Annotated in this window: 9 protein-coding genes, 2 tRNA genes and 2 rRNA genes; 1 reads left to right on the plus strand and 12 read right to left on the minus strand. The window is 45.6% G+C overall.

Going from position 1 to position 14,569, the window contains the following annotated elements:
- Nucleotides 1-74: 74 nt before the first annotated feature.
- The 8 genes from DACET_RS09200 to crcB form a co-directional block, all read right to left on the minus strand.
- Nucleotides 75-2,996, minus strand: a 23S ribosomal RNA gene (locus DACET_RS09200).
- Nucleotides 2,997-3,282: 286 nt separating this feature from the next.
- Nucleotides 3,283-3,355: transfer RNA gene (locus tag DACET_RS09205), tRNA-Ala, on the minus strand.
- A gap of 72 nt (nucleotides 3,356-3,427) precedes the next feature.
- A tRNA-Ile gene (locus DACET_RS09210) sits at nucleotides 3,428-3,502 on the minus strand.
- A 110-nt stretch (nucleotides 3,503-3,612) separates the two neighbouring features.
- A 16S ribosomal RNA gene (locus tag DACET_RS09215) occupies nucleotides 3,613-5,164 on the minus strand.
- The 16S and 23S rRNA genes sit together here with 2 tRNA genes alongside, the layout of an rRNA operon.
- 547 nt (nucleotides 5,165-5,711) lie before the next feature.
- Nucleotides 5,712-6,782, minus strand: a complete 1,071-nt coding sequence (gene aroC, locus DACET_RS09220; protein WP_013011105.1) for a chorismate synthase — start codon at nucleotides 6,780-6,782, stop codon at nucleotides 5,712-5,714.
- 29 nt (nucleotides 6,783-6,811) lie between these two features.
- Nucleotides 6,812-7,402, minus strand: coding sequence for a molybdopterin-dependent oxidoreductase (locus tag DACET_RS09225; protein ID WP_013011106.1), 591 nt, complete (start codon nucleotides 7,400-7,402; stop codon nucleotides 6,812-6,814).
- The gene (locus DACET_RS09230; RefSeq protein ID WP_013011107.1) at nucleotides 7,402-7,722 is read right to left on the minus strand and encodes a DUF190 domain-containing protein; all 321 of its coding nucleotides are present in this window, start codon (nucleotides 7,720-7,722) and stop codon (nucleotides 7,402-7,404) included. Before DACET_RS09230 ends, DACET_RS09225 begins: the two co-directional genes overlap by 1 nt.
- Before the next feature lie 10 nt (nucleotides 7,723-7,732).
- The gene (gene crcB / locus DACET_RS09235) at nucleotides 7,733-8,101 is read right to left on the minus strand and encodes a fluoride efflux transporter CrcB (protein ID WP_013011108.1); all 369 of its coding nucleotides are present in this window, start codon (nucleotides 8,099-8,101) and stop codon (nucleotides 7,733-7,735) included.
- A gap of 34 nt (nucleotides 8,102-8,135) precedes the next feature.
- Here crcB and DACET_RS16005 point away from each other — a divergent pair, with 34 nt between their 5' ends.
- Entirely contained in the window at nucleotides 8,136-8,390 is a 255-nt protein-coding gene (locus DACET_RS16005; protein ID WP_013011109.1) for a hypothetical protein, read from the plus strand.
- Here DACET_RS16005 and DACET_RS09240 read toward each other — a convergent pair.
- The 4 genes from DACET_RS09240 to galU form a co-directional block, all read right to left on the minus strand.
- Nucleotides 8,377-10,542: a heavy metal translocating P-type ATPase gene (locus tag DACET_RS09240; RefSeq protein ID WP_052293524.1), complete on the minus strand. Its 2,166-nt coding sequence runs from the start codon at nucleotides 10,540-10,542 to the stop codon at nucleotides 8,377-8,379. The genes DACET_RS16005 and DACET_RS09240 overlap by 14 nt on opposite strands.
- 361 nt (nucleotides 10,543-10,903) lie before the next feature.
- Nucleotides 10,904-13,267, minus strand: a complete 2,364-nt coding sequence (lon, locus tag DACET_RS09245; protein WP_430640274.1) for an endopeptidase La — start codon at nucleotides 13,265-13,267, stop codon at nucleotides 10,904-10,906.
- Nucleotides 13,264-13,683: an Hsp20/alpha crystallin family protein gene (locus DACET_RS09250; RefSeq protein WP_013011112.1), complete on the minus strand. Its 420-nt coding sequence runs from the start codon at nucleotides 13,681-13,683 to the stop codon at nucleotides 13,264-13,266. Before DACET_RS09250 ends, lon begins: the two co-directional genes overlap by 4 nt.
- A gap of 14 nt (nucleotides 13,684-13,697) precedes the next feature.
- On the minus strand, nucleotides 13,698-14,567 hold the full coding sequence (galU, locus tag DACET_RS09255) for a UTP--glucose-1-phosphate uridylyltransferase GalU (RefSeq protein ID WP_013011113.1): 870 nt from the start codon (nucleotides 14,565-14,567) through the stop codon (nucleotides 13,698-13,700).
- Nucleotides 14,568-14,569 lie beyond the last annotated feature (2 nt).

A 14,569-nucleotide genomic window follows, 5' to 3' on the forward strand; every position in this document is an offset into this window, starting at 1 on the left:
TTCTATTGTTCTAACATTTAATGTCTGCCTAAACATATGAGCTCTTAGAATTAAGGGAAGCTAAAGTAAACAATTATATCAAGCCTTACGGACTATTAGTACTGGTCAGCTCAACGCCTCACAACGCTTACACACCCAGCCTATCAAACACGTAATCTACATGTGTCCTTTAATGACTATAAAGTCAGGGAGATCTCATCTTAGGGCCAGTTTCCCGCTTAGATGCTTTCAGCGGTTATCTGTTCCAGAAATAGCTACCCAACAATGCTCCTGGCGGAACAATTGGAACACCAGAGTTCTGTCCATCCCGGTCCTCTCGTACTAGGGACAGACCCCTTCAAATCTCCTGCGCCCGCAGCGGATAAGGACCGAACTGTCTCACGACGTTCTGAACCCAGCTCGCGTACCACTTTAAACGGCGAACAGCCGTACCCTTGGGACCTGCTACAGCCCCAGGATGTGATGAGCCGACATCGAGGTGCCAAACCTCCCCGTCGATGTGAACTCTTGGGGGAGATCAGCCTGTTATCCCCGGGGTACCTTTTATCCGTTGAGCGATGGCCCTTCCACTCGGGACCACCGGATCACTAAGGCCTAGTTTCCTACCTGTTCGACTTGTAGGTCTCACAGTCAAGCATTCTTATGCCTTTACACTCGTCAATTGGTTTCCGACCAATCTGAGAATACCTTCGCGCGCCTCTGTTACTCTTTCGGAGGCGACCGCCCCAGTCAAACTACCCGTCAGACAATGTCCCTCCGGTTACACACCGGCTAGGTTAGATAATCAGCAAACCAAGGGTGGTATTTCAAGGACGACTCCATGCAATCTAGCGACCACATTTCAACGTCTCCCACCTATCCTACACATGATTTACCAAGTATCATTGCCAAACTATAGTAAAGGTCCACGGGGTCTTTCCGTCCTGCTGCGGGTAAACGGCATTTTCACCGCTACTGCAATTTCGCCGAGTTCATGGTTGAGACAGCGTCCAGATCGTTACGCCATTCGTGCAGGTCGGAACTTACCCGACAAGGAATTTCGCTACCTTAGGACCGTTATAGTTACGGCCGCCGTTTACTGGGGCTTCAATTCGGAGCTTCGCTTGCGCTAACACCTCCTATTAACCTTCCAGCACCGGGCAGGCGTCACACCCTATACTTCCTGTTACCAGTTGGCAGAGTGCTATGTTTTTGATAAACAGTCGCCTGGACCTCTTCTCTGCGACTCCGTTCTGCTACACCCGCGAGGGGTTACACATAATGGGAGCTCACCTTATCCCGAAGTTACGGTGACATTTTGCCGAGTTCCTTAACCATGATTCTCTCGAACACCTTAGAATTCTCTTCTCGTCTACCTGTGTCGGTTTACGGTACGGACAGCACATGCACTCCTTAGAAGTTTTTCTCGAAAGCATGGTATCAATGGCTTCGCCCTTGTTACGGGGCTCGTCGTAACGCCTCATCCTTAGGAGAACGGATTTGCCTATCCTCCCAGACTACACGCTTAAACCGGGATATCCAACACCCGGACCATCTAACCTTCTTTGTCACTCCATCGTACAAACGCACATATGCCGGTACAGGAATATTAACCTGTTTCCCATCGACTACGGCTTTCGCCCTCGCCTTAGGGACCGACTAACCCACCGCGGATTACCCTGCCGGTGGAAACCTTAGACTTTCGGTGAATGGGTTTCTCACCCATTTTATCGCTACTCATGCCTACATTATCTCTTCCGTCCGCTCCAGCATACCTTACAGTATACATTCAACGCTGAACAGAATGCTCTTCTACCACTCAATCTTAAAGATCAAGTCCGTGGCTTCGGTGGTGTACTTAGCCCCGTTATATCTTCGGCGCAAAAACGCTAGACCAGTGAGCTGTTACGCTTTCTTTAAAGGGTGGCTGCTTCTAAGCCAACCTCCTGGTTGTCTAACCATCTTCACATCCTTTCCCACTTAGTACACACTCCGGGACCTTAGCCGACGGTCTGGGCTCTTACCCTCTCGACTACGGACCTTCTCACCCGCAGTCTCACTGCCATGCTCTAAACCTATGGTATTCGGAGTTTGATTGGGTTCAGTAAGCGGTATGCCCCCTAGCCCATTCAGTGCTCTACCCCCATAGGCAAACACATGACGCTGCACCTAAATGCATTTCGAAGAGAACCAGCTATCACCAACCTTGATTGGCCTTTCACCCCTATCCACAGGTCATCCGAACACTTTTCAACGTATATCGGTTCGGGCCTCCACGACGTCTTACCGTCGCTTCACCCTGCCCATGGATAGATCGGTTGGCTTCGGGTCTACAACATACAACTAATCGCCCTATTCAGACTCGGTTTCCCTCCGGCTTCGACTAACGTCTTAACCTCGCTGCATATCGTAACTCGTAGGCTCATTATGCAAAAGGCACGCCGTCACAACATAAAGTTGCTCCGACCGCTTGTAAGCAGATGGTTTCAGGTTCTATTTCACTCCCCTAACAGGGGTTCTTTTCACCTTTCCCTCACGGTACTAGTTCACTATCGGTCGATAACTCGTATTTAGCCTTAGGAGGTGGTCCTCCCAGATTCTCACAAGGCTCCACGTTCCCCGTGATACTCGGGGACACCGCTGACTGATTTCTGATTTCGTATACGAGACTGTCACTCTCTATGGCGTGCCTTTCCAGACACTTCTACTATCATCCATCATATCGTATGCGGGCCCCACAACCCCAAGCCGAAACTTGGTTTAGGCTGTTCCGCGTTCGCTCACCGCTACTTACGGAATCGTTTTTACTTTCTCTTCCTCCGGGTACTGAGATGTTTCACTTCCCCGGGTTCGCTCTGATTACTCAGTGACGGAGTATTAACCCCGCCGGGTTGCCCCATTCGGACATCTACGGATCAACGCTTGTTGACAGCTAACCGTAGCTTTTCGCAGTCTTCCACGTCCTTCATCGCCGGTTATCGCCTAGGCATTCCCCATCTGCTCTTAGTAGCTTGATTTCGTTTACCCTATTGCTTCCCTTATCTCTAAAAGCTCATATATAAACATATACACTCAAACGATCAGTCAAAGTTTAGGCTTTCAACCAATCTCGCGTATATATTATGAAGTCAAACATCATACAGCTTTCTAAACAATCTAAACCAAACATAAATGCTTGCGTTACTCAGATAACTTAGAAACCGTTTTAAAATTAGACCGAAGTCTAAAAAAGACAGCCTTGACTGCCTTGCTCTTTTAACTTGTGACAGCTAAAAAAAATACATAATCTTGTTAGTTCCTTAATGGAGATGAGGAGGTTCGAACTCCTGACCCCCGCCTTGCAAGGGCGGTGCTCTCCCAGCTGAGCTACACCCCCATATATCTATGGAACTATATATAAATACTCAAAATATTGAGTGTTTATAAACAACCCCATAAGGTTATTTAATGGGCCTAGGTGGACTTGAACCACCGACCTCACGCTTATCAGGCGTGCGCTCTAACCAAACTGAGCTATAGGCCCCTATAAGCTCTAGGTCGATACTTCTCCCCAGACACCATATATGTAAAATAAAAGGTCGATATGAGTAATTATCTTTCTATAGATTCTGCACCGAAATGCAATCTCCTTAGAAAGGAGGTGATCCAGCCACACCTTCCGGTACGGCTACCTTGTTACGACTTCACCCCAGTTACCAACTATACCATAGACGGCTCCCTCCTAAAAGGTTAGGCCACCGGCTTCAGGTACGGTCGACTCCCGTGGTGTGACGGGCGGTGTGTACAAGGCCCGGGAACGTATTCACCGCAGTTTAGCTGACCTGCGATTACTAGCGATTCCAGCTTCATGTAATCGAGTTGCAGATTACAATCCGAACTGAGATCCACTTTAAGGGATTCGCGTACTCTCACGAGTTAGCTGCCCTCTGTATGAACCATTGTAGCACGTGTGTAGCCCTGGACATAAGGGCCATGATGACTTGACGTCGTCCCCACCTTCCTCCGCCTTATCGACGGCTGTCTCTTTAGAGTGCCCAGCATTACCTGATGGCAACTAAAAATAGGGGTTGCGCTCGTTGCGGGACTTAACCCAACACCTCACGGCACGAGCTGACGACAGCCATGCAGCACCTGTCTCATAGCTCTCATCAAAGATGAGCAAATTTCTATCTCTAGAAACGACTACGGATGTCAAGCCCAGGTAAGGTTCTACGGTTAGCATCGAATTAAACCACGTGCTCCACCGCTTGTGCGGGCCCCCGTCAATTCCTTTGAGTTTCAGCCTTGCGGCCGTACTCCCCAGGCGGGATGCTTAATGCGTTAGCTTCGGCACTGAGGCGTATAAACCCCAACACCTAGCATCCATCGTTTACAGCATGGACTACCAGGGTATCTAATCCTGTTTGCTACCCATGCTCTCGCACCTCAGTGTCAGTTATTGGCCAGAATGCCGCCTTCGCAACTGGTGTTCCTTCCGATATCTACGCATTTCACCGCTACACCGGAAATTCCGCATTCCTCTCCAACACTCTAGACTACCAGTTTCAAAAGCCTTACAACGGTTGAGCCGTTGCCTTTAACTCCTGACTTGATAATCCACCTACGTGCGCTTTACGCCCAGTGACTCCGAACAACGCTTGCCCCCTCCGTATTACCGCGGCTGCTGGCACGGAGTTAGCCGGGGCTGCTTCTGCAGGTACCGTCAAAACTCAATCAGTTACTATTGAACCATTTCTTCCCTGCTGAAAGTACTTTACGATCCGAAAACCTTCGTCATACACGCGGCGTCGCTGCGTCAACCTTTCGGTCATTGCGCAAAATTCCCCACTGCTGCCTCCCGTAGGAGTTAGGGCCGTGTCTCAGTCCCTATGTGGCCGGCCACCCTCTCAGGCCGGCTAATCATCGTAGACTTGGTGAGCCGTTACCTCACCAACTATCTAATGATACGCGAGATCATCAAAAAGCGACAGCCGAAACCGCCTTTCCTACACAAACATGCGAATGCGTATATTATCCGGTATTAGCACCCCTTTCGGAATGTTGTCCCAAACTTAATGGTAGATTCCTCACGCGTTACTCACCCGTGCGCCAGTGTAATCGCCACCGAAGTGACTTTCCCCTTGACTTGCATGTGTTAAGCACGCCGCCAGCGTTCGTTCTGAGCCAGGATCAAACTCTCCATCCAAACTCTTTATGATAAACTCCAACTAATCTAATAATCAGAGATATCGAACATCACTGTATTCATTATCTCATATCGACCTTATTCATTTGTCAAACATCTGCGCTCGGCTTGCGCCTCGCTGTTAAATTGTGACCTCAACCTTTCCGGTCAAGGGAGGATTATCTTATAGAAAACCGCTTCCGTTGTCAACAACTTATTTTCTTAACATCTTTTTTTGAGCTTTCGCTTTCCAAAAAAACAACCTCGCATTCTGCGGGGAGCGTTGTTATAACCAATCTGAATCACTGTGTCAACAGGTTTTTTTTAGTTTCTAACATCTTTTTTTTCGAGCTGCTGCTTTCCAAAAATAACCCCCACTTCTTTATCTGTGGGGGAGCGTTGTTATAACCAATTAGCTTGTTTAAGTCAATCGGTTTTTTAAAATTTCTAACATCTTTTTTAGAGCCCCGAAGAGCTTCAAAAGTAACCCCTGAAGAGATGATCTCTGCAGGGGAAGGTAGTTATATCTATTTCATGTATTTAAGTCAATACATTTTTAAAACAAAAATCACTTTTTTTCAAAGTAATTAGCTATAGCCTTGTCAGACATGATTAAATCAACCAGCACTACCCCTGTCATAGCCTCTGCAACAGGTACAACACGGGGCGCAACACATGGGTCGTGCCGCCCTTCTGTTATTACTGTCTTTTCATTCCCGTATAAGTCGATCCCCTTCCTCGGAACAGTAATAGAGCTTGCCGGCTTTACTACGAATCTGAATATAATATCCTGACCTGATGCCATCCCCCCAAGAGTGCCCCCGGCGTTGTTAGATAAAAACCCGTATTTAATCATTTCATCATTGTGCTCACTGCCACGCATGAGTGCTGCTTCAAAGCCTTTCCCGAATTCTATCCCTTTCACAGCAGGTATAGACATAATAGCATGGGATATCAGTGCATTCAGTCTGTCGAATACCGGCTCGCCCACACCAACAGGAACTCCTTTTACGATAACTTCAACTATTGCGCCAACGGAGTCGCCCGCCTCTTTTGCTTCTACAATGTATTCTTCCATCTTCTTTGCTGCATCAAGGTCACATGTTCTTATAATATTCTCTTCAACTATACCAAGATCACGTTTCTCTGCCTTATGTGGTCCAACCTGAATAACGTAAGCCTGAATTGTGACACCTGACCTGCTGAGAATCTTTTTAGCCACAGCACCTGCGCAAACCCTTCCTATCGTCTCCCGTGCTGAAGAACGCCCGCCGCCTCTGTGGTCTCTGACACCATATTTAGAGTAATACGTGAAGTCTGCGTGCCCTGGTCTGAAAAGGTCTTTCACAGCGTTATAGTCCCGTGACATCTGATTCTTATTAAACACCATCATCATGATGGGCGTCCCAGTGGTCTTGCCTTCAAAGATACCGCTGTATATCTCAACTGTATCGGATTCATCCCGGGGAGTGGAAACCTTACTCTGCCCGGGGCGCCTTCTGTCCAGCTCTTTCTGAACATCTTCCACGGACAGCTCTATCATAGGAGGGCAGCCGTCAAGTACAACCCCCACTGCTTTTCCGTGGCTTTCGCCAAATGTAGTTATGGTAAAATTCGTTCCGAATGTACTTCCTGCCAATTTTTCCTCCTAAAGCAGTAAACAATGCATTAATCTATAAAAACTTCGCCGCCGCTTATTTTAAAATGTCTGCCTGTATTAACATCTTCGACCATGCAGGGCTGAATGGTTCCACGATCTTTATAGCCGTTGGACTCCCACGTTCCCTGTATATATTCATTCATAAAATAGATTCTTTTTAGCCACTTACAGCTTTTATAACCCCATAGGTTCGGGATAATCATCCGTACAGGACCGCCGTATTCAAACTCTATTTCTCCCCCTGCAACATGAGTGCAGATGAGGATTCTGGGGCTGTTAAAGTCTTCTGCATGAATAGACGTACTATATCCGCCATAGCTTTCAGTATAAACATACTTGTATTCACCGGGATTTGCCCATTCGACAAAATCAGCCCAGCGAACACCCTGCCAGTCAGCACGCACTGACCATTTTGAAACAGAGGTAAGTCTGCTGTTCAGCGTGACTGCCTTAAAACACGCAAGAAAATCATCCAGCTGATATTTACCGGCTTTTGGTGTCTCTCCGCCGATCTGTAAAGTATAGCTTTCTCTTTCCGGAACTTCTTTAGTATTTTCAATATTAAACACCGGACAATTTACGCTTCGGAGAAATCCCACTATTTATACTCCAGCACTTCTATGTTTTCCATGGTGATAAGTCCGCCATCCAACATCTCTTTTATCTCAGGAATTATTTTATTAAGATTAGCTTCCGAATCTACCACTTCTACTATTAAAGGGAGATTCTCAGACAGGGCGATCGTTCTGCTGGAGTGGATAACAGCACTTCTGCCATAGCCATACATACACCTCTGAACCGTTGCCCCTGCGATCTTATTTTCAAGGCACAGTTCAACAATGGCTTTAAATAGCGGCTGTCCATCATAGGTGTCTGAGCCTCCGATAAATATCCTAAGCAATTTGTGTGTGCCGAGCATAAAAAACTCCTTAAAGTCTTGCGATATAGATCCCTACAAATGCAGCAGTAAGGCTGAGTATAACGTTACCAAATATATATATAAATGCCGATGCGTATGCACCGTCCTCGAAAAGATATAGTGACTCAACAGAAAATGTTGAAAATGTTGTAAATGCCCCGAGGAATCCGACAGCAATAAGAAAACGTAGATTCTCGCTTACGGCAAGTTTCTCAACAGAAAGGGTAAAAATAAGCCCAAGCAGAAATGACCCGGCTACATTCACAACCAGCGTCCCGTAAGGTATCCTGTTACCTAAAAGCAGCATTGATCCTTTAGAAACGTAATATCTGGATATAGCCCCGAGAAACCCACCTACACCTATTAACAAAATTTTCATTTACATACCTTCATTTAATCCTTATATAAAAAAGATGAACACACTACAAGGCGTTTTTGCTATTTGCGCAATTGCTTTTTTATTAAACCTGCCTTTCGGCTGGCTCAGGACATACACAAGAAAGTTCTCAATCGGCTGGGCTGTATGTATTCATGCTCCCATTCCGATGATAGCATTTATGCGTATATACACTCATATCGACTGGGTATACATTCCACTATTCTTTTTATTTTCTATTGCCGGTCAAATACTTGGCGGCAAACTAAAAGAAAGAATCAGATCTTCTTAATTTTCAGCCTCAGAGAGTTAGTCACCACACTTACTGAAGAGAATGCCATAGCCGCTCCTGCAAACATCGGGGAAAGTTTCCATCCAAATGCGGGGTAAAACACTCCGGCTGCAAGGGGTATCAGCGCTATGTTGTAAAAGAACGCCCAAAAAAGGTTCTCTTTGATAATGTTCAGTGTAGCACAAGACAAGTTGAGTGCTCTGACTATCCGTAATGTGCTGTCACCAAGGATAGTTATATCCCCCGACTGCATCGCAACATCTGTTCCGCTGCTCATGGCAAAGCCAACATCACTGGCAGCAAGTGCAGCAGCATCGTTGATACCATCACCAACCATGGCTACTGTCTCGCCTTTTGCTCTGTACCCCTGTAAGATATCAAGCTTACCCTGGGGGCTGATGCCTGAGTGATATTCTTTTATTCCTATCTTATCTGCAACTATTTTGACTGATTTTTCGTTATCACCGGAAACAATCACAGGTGTAATGCCTCGTCTTTTGAGAAGACTGATTGTTTCTGCGGCATCACTTTTAACAGAATCTGTAACACCTAGCATGCCAGCATAAACCCCGTCAACGGAGGCATATATACGGGAACCGCTAAAAGCTGATGCCTCTGCCTCTACCCCGTTGCGTTGAAGAAATTCATACTTACCGACTAATACTTTTTTGCCGTCTACAATTCCTGAAACACCTTCTCCGTCGTAGTTTTCAAAATCTTCAACAGGGCTGAGTTCCGCTCCTGCTGCTTTGGCATATTCTACAACAGCCACAGCAAGCGGGTGTTCGGAGAGAGCCTCCACTGAAGCAACCTCCCCCATATATTCGGGGGCAACAGCGAATTTTTCTACTTTCAGATTTCCTGTTGTGAGTGTCCCTGTCTTATCGAAAATTATGCGGTTTACCTTACAAGCCTTTTCCAGTGTCTCACCGTTTTTAACGAGGATGCCGTTTGAAGCTCCGCGTCCGGTGCTGACCATAACGGCAGTCGGGGTGGCAAGCCCCATAGCACATGGACAAGCAACAATAAGAACAGAAACAAATGCAAGCAGACTGTTTGCCAGAAGTGGTTCAGGTCCCACAAAAAACCATGTAAGGAATGTTACCACTGAAATAACGAGCACTGTCGGAACAAATACTGAAGAGACTTTGTCCGCCATACGCTGCACAGCAGGTTTTGATGCTGTCGCACTTTTTACTGTCTTGATTATGCCGGCAAGAACTGTCTCATTGCCCACTGTCGTTGCTTTATAAAGAAGAGTTCCGCTGGTGAGAACCGTTCCGGCATAGAGCGTATCCCCCTCCCGCTTAGCCACTGGAACAGATTCGCCTGTCAGCATAGATTCATCTGCACGCCCCTGTCCTGACTCAACCTCACCGTCAACAGCTATTGAGCCGCCCGGTTTAACTCTTATTACATCTCCGACAAATATATGACTCGCCGGAACTTCCTGCTCCACACCGTCTTTTATAACATATGCAGTCTTAGGAGCAAGGTTCAAAAGTGCTTCTATCGCACCTTTCGCACGTTTCTTAGCACGGGATTCCATCATACGACCGAGCAGAATAAAGGTTATAATCACACATGCGGCATCGTAATATACATGATAGTTATCGCGCGCTATAAAGTAATCGGCAAAGACAGTTACAAAAGCCGAATATATAAATGCTGAAAGTGTTCCTACAGCAAGGAGCGTATTCATATCTGAGGTTCTGTTTTTGAAGTTTTTCCATGCGATTTTATAAAATATACCGCCGCCGAAAATCATCACACAGAGAGTAAGGATCATCATAATCCAGAATTTGAAGCTCTCAATAACAGGGACATTAATCATCGACAGAGTAAAAACCACCAGAGATATAGGAGCTGCAATCTTAAATTTATCAGTATAGAAAGAAACTGTCTCGTCCTCTATCATATCCTGATCGACACCTTTAAACTCATAACCTATACGTTCCAGCTCTGTGCCAATGGCGTTAACATTAATAACGTCAGGATCGTAGCTGACTGCGGCAGAATTCGTTGCCAGATTAACAACGACTGAATCAACACCGTCAACTTTTGCAAGTTTTTTTTCTACCCTGCGCACACAAGCCGCGCAAGTCATTCCGCCTATATTAATACTGCTGTCAACGTTCTTTTTATCACTCACAAGCCACTCTCCGTAATAACAAAATAATTTAATACTATAACCAGTACAACAGATCAGGATTATTTTCATAATAGCATACATTTGCAAATAACCTGAGTGCTTTACTCTTTTTATAACTTACTCAAATTAATGGTGGTGTCAATAACATTATCAGCTAAAGGAATCCATGGAGCAGTGATAAGTCTATACCTGAGACCGTTATGGGTATTTGGTAATTCAACTCCTTCTGTAAATACCATAAAGATACACGCAGATAACGTAAAAACCCCCAATGCTTTTAACATCAGGGGTTTTGTTATTTTTATTCAAAAACACCGGCATATTACTTTTGCAGTTTCTTCAAAAATAATATGTAAAAGATTTATTCTTTCGCAAGAAGAGCATGTTCAATCACTTCTTCAAACTGACTGACGTATACAATCTCCATTGTGTTCTTTACGCTTTTCGGCATTGTCCGAAGGTCTTTCTCGTTTTTTGCAGGTACAAGAACCTTTTCAATGCCGTGCCTTTTGGCTGCCAAAAGTTTTTCTTTCAGCCCGCCTATCGGAAGCACTTTACCGGTAATAGTTATCTCGCCGGTCATAGCAACTTTTTTATTGACCTTCCGTCCTGTAAAGCAAGACACAAGAGCTGTTCCCATTGTTATACCCGCACTTGGACCATCTTTTGGGATAGCTCCGGCAGGTACGTGTATGTGTAGATCGAATTTTTCAAAATCTTCAGGATCTATACCAACTTTTTCTGCAATAGTACGTACATAAGTAAGTGCTGCCCTTGAGGATTCTTTCATAACGTCACCAAGCTGACCGGTCACATTCAGAACGCCCTTCCCTTTGAACTTTGTACATTCGATAAATAGAACATCGCCCCCCACAGGTGTCCACGCAAGACCGGTGACAGTTCCAACCTCGTTATCTTTAAGTTCCTCATCATCAGAAAATTTCTCCGGTCCAAGGTGCTTTTCAAGGGCTTTTTCTGTAACCATAAACGATTTCCGTTTGTCACCTTCAGCGATCATACGCCCGAGCTTTCTGCAGACAGTGCCTATTGTTCGCTCAAGGTTACGCAGACCGCTCTCTCTTGTATAACCAGCAATAAGGTCTGCAAGGGCTTTTTTAGAGAACTTCACTTTAAAATCCTCAAGCCCGTTCTCTTTTATCTGTCTGGGAACAAGATATTTCTCGGCGATATTTATCTTCTCTTCCTCTGTATACCCGGGGATCTGTATGATTTCCATCCGGTCCCTCAGAGCAGGAGGTATTGGGTCAAGGTAGTTAGCAGTCGTAATGAACATCACCTTAGACAAATCCAGCGGAACACCAAGGTAGTGGTCAACAAAACTAACGTTCTGTACCGGATCAAGCACCTCAAGAAGAGCGCTGGAAGGATCTCCTCTGAAATCGCTGCCAAGTTTATCAATCTCATCCAGCATAAAAACCGGATTATTCGTCCCTGCGGTTTTCATCCCCTGAATGATCTTGCCCGGCAGAGCGCCGATATATGTACGTCTGTGCCCTCTGATTTCTGCCTCATCACGAACACCGCCAAGAGACATGCGGACATATTTACGCCCCATAGCACGTGCAACAGACATACCGAGAGATGTTTTACCAACCCCCGGAGGACCGGAAAGGCAAAGGATAGGGCTTTTAATATCTTTTTTCAGCTTGCGCAAAGCCAGAAAGTCGAGAATCCTATCTTTAACTTCATCAAGTCCGAAGTGGTCTTCGTCCAGAATCTGTTTAGCTTCTTTGATGTCCAGCTTGTCTTTAGTTGCTTTGCTCCACGGAACATCTATCATCCAGTCAAGATATGTTCTGGCAACTGTAGCTTCGGCAGAATCACCGTGCATCTTAGACAGCCTGTCGAGCTGCTTCATCGCTTCGGCGTTAACATCCTTAGGCATTTTGCATTTTTTTATTTTTTTGCGGTACTCTTCCATCTCCGCCATGAAATCATCTTCCTCGCCCAGCTCTTTCCGTATTGCCTTCAGCTGTTCGCGGAGGAAGTATTCCTTCTGGCTTTTGTCTATCTCCCCTCTGGCATCGTTCATAATTTTCTGCTGAACTTCCAGAATTGATATCTCTCTTGTGAGGAATTCTCCAACCTTTTTAAGCCTGTCGGATGGGTCTTCAAGCTCAAGAACTTCCTGAGCCTCATCCACTTTCAGCCCGAGATTAGAGACAATAATGTCTGCGAGTTTACCTGCTTCTTCAATACTTTCTATAACAGCGACAAGGTCAGGGAGCATAGGTTTCCCCAGGCTGACAGCCTGATTGAGCTGTTCCTTGATATGTCGGAGCAGTGCTTCATTCTCTGCATTCCCCTCTTCTTCCGGATCGTTAATCTCTTCTATACGAACCCTATAGCTCTCTTCTGACTCCACATGTTCAACGATACGTCCTCTTTTTACGCCCTGCACCAAAAGTTTGATACGGCTGTCAGGCATTTTCAACATACGCAGAATAACAGCGACAGTTCCTATTTCGTAAATTTCCTCATCCTCCGGCTCTTCGTCCGCAGGGTCTTTCTGACAGGCAAGAAAAATAAGCCTGTCCTCACTAAGAGCTTCATTTACAGATGCAATGCTCTGCTCTCTCCCCACATACAGAGGAAGAACCATGTATGGAAAAACTACGATATCTCTTACTGGCAGCAGAGGAAGTGTTTCAGGTATGCTAATTTCAGTTTCAAATTGTTCCATTTGATCCTCCATTTCTGTTATAAGCTGCATTCACAGGCGCCTCTGGATATATGGACTTCCAGAACACCATCTTTCAGCTTAGCTTTAGAGTCCCCTTCATTCACACAAAAAGGCAGCCTTAGTATGCGCCGGAAACGGACTGATTCCCGTTCAACACGTACAAAGCTGGCTTTAGGCATGACCATCTTCGGGCGAACCCCTTCTATCACAACAAGATCATCGTACTGATAAACCGTAAAATGGCTGGTAGTCAGCCCCGGAAGCTCAATATAGATGATCACTTCTTTATCATTAATTACTACGTCCATCGGCGGAGAATTTGTGTCTGCCAGATTAACTTTGCTGGAACTTATAAAATGTATAAGATCCTCAACTTCTTTCTTCAGTAAACCGTGAATGAATCTTATCTTTTCATTAGAATCGTAATTATCATTCATACCTCGCCTCTTTTTTAGAAACGTTTTGCCGCTTCCTGAATCACTTTGACAGCGTGTTCTCTGAGGTCTTTTCTCTCCAGAGCAAAATTCACAACCGCTTCAAAAAGTCCGTACATGTTGCCACAGTCAAATCTGTCCCCTTCGAAAAGATATCCGTAAACACCTTCTGACTTTGCAACATCAAGTATAGCGTCTGTAAGCTGTATCTCACCGCCTGCGCCCCTTTTTGTAGTTTCAAGAGCCGCCATAACTTCAGGGGTAAGAATATACCTGCCTATAATAGCCATATTTGACGGTGGATTGCTTTTAGGCTTTTCCACCATACCATCAAGCTTAAACAGCCCCTTATCCTCTTCTCTGCCCAGCTTTACTATGCCATACTTAGAAGTATCTTCGTCGGGTACTTCCATGAGTGACACAACTGACTTTCCCGTCTGGGTATATCTTTTAATGAGCTGACCGGTAACAGGTTCTTTGCTGCTTATTATGTCATCCGGCAGAATAACCGCAAAGGGTTCTTTCCCTACTATATCCTTTGCGCAGAGCACCGCATGCCCCAGTCCCAAAGGCTCTTTCTGACGTATATATATTATATCGCACATTGACGAAAGCTTCTGCACATCCTTCAGCACATCTTCTTTGCCCGCTTCCTCAAGTTGGTATTCCAACTCAGGAGTTCTGTCAAAGTGATCTTCCAGAGCCTTTTTGCTTCTAGCCGAGACAAAAACAACCCTTTCGACACCTGCATCTATAACCTCTTCAACAGCATACTGGATCAGTGGTCTGTCGATGAGCGTGACCATCTCCTTAGGCATAGACTTTGTTGCAGGAAGAAGCCTTGTTCCAAGACCTGCTACAGGAAAAACTGCTGTTCTTACTTTCATCT

Source organism: Denitrovibrio acetiphilus DSM 12809 (assembly GCF_000025725.1).
Classification (GTDB): Bacteria; Chrysiogenota; Deferribacteres; order Deferribacterales; family Geovibrionaceae; genus Denitrovibrio; species Denitrovibrio acetiphilus.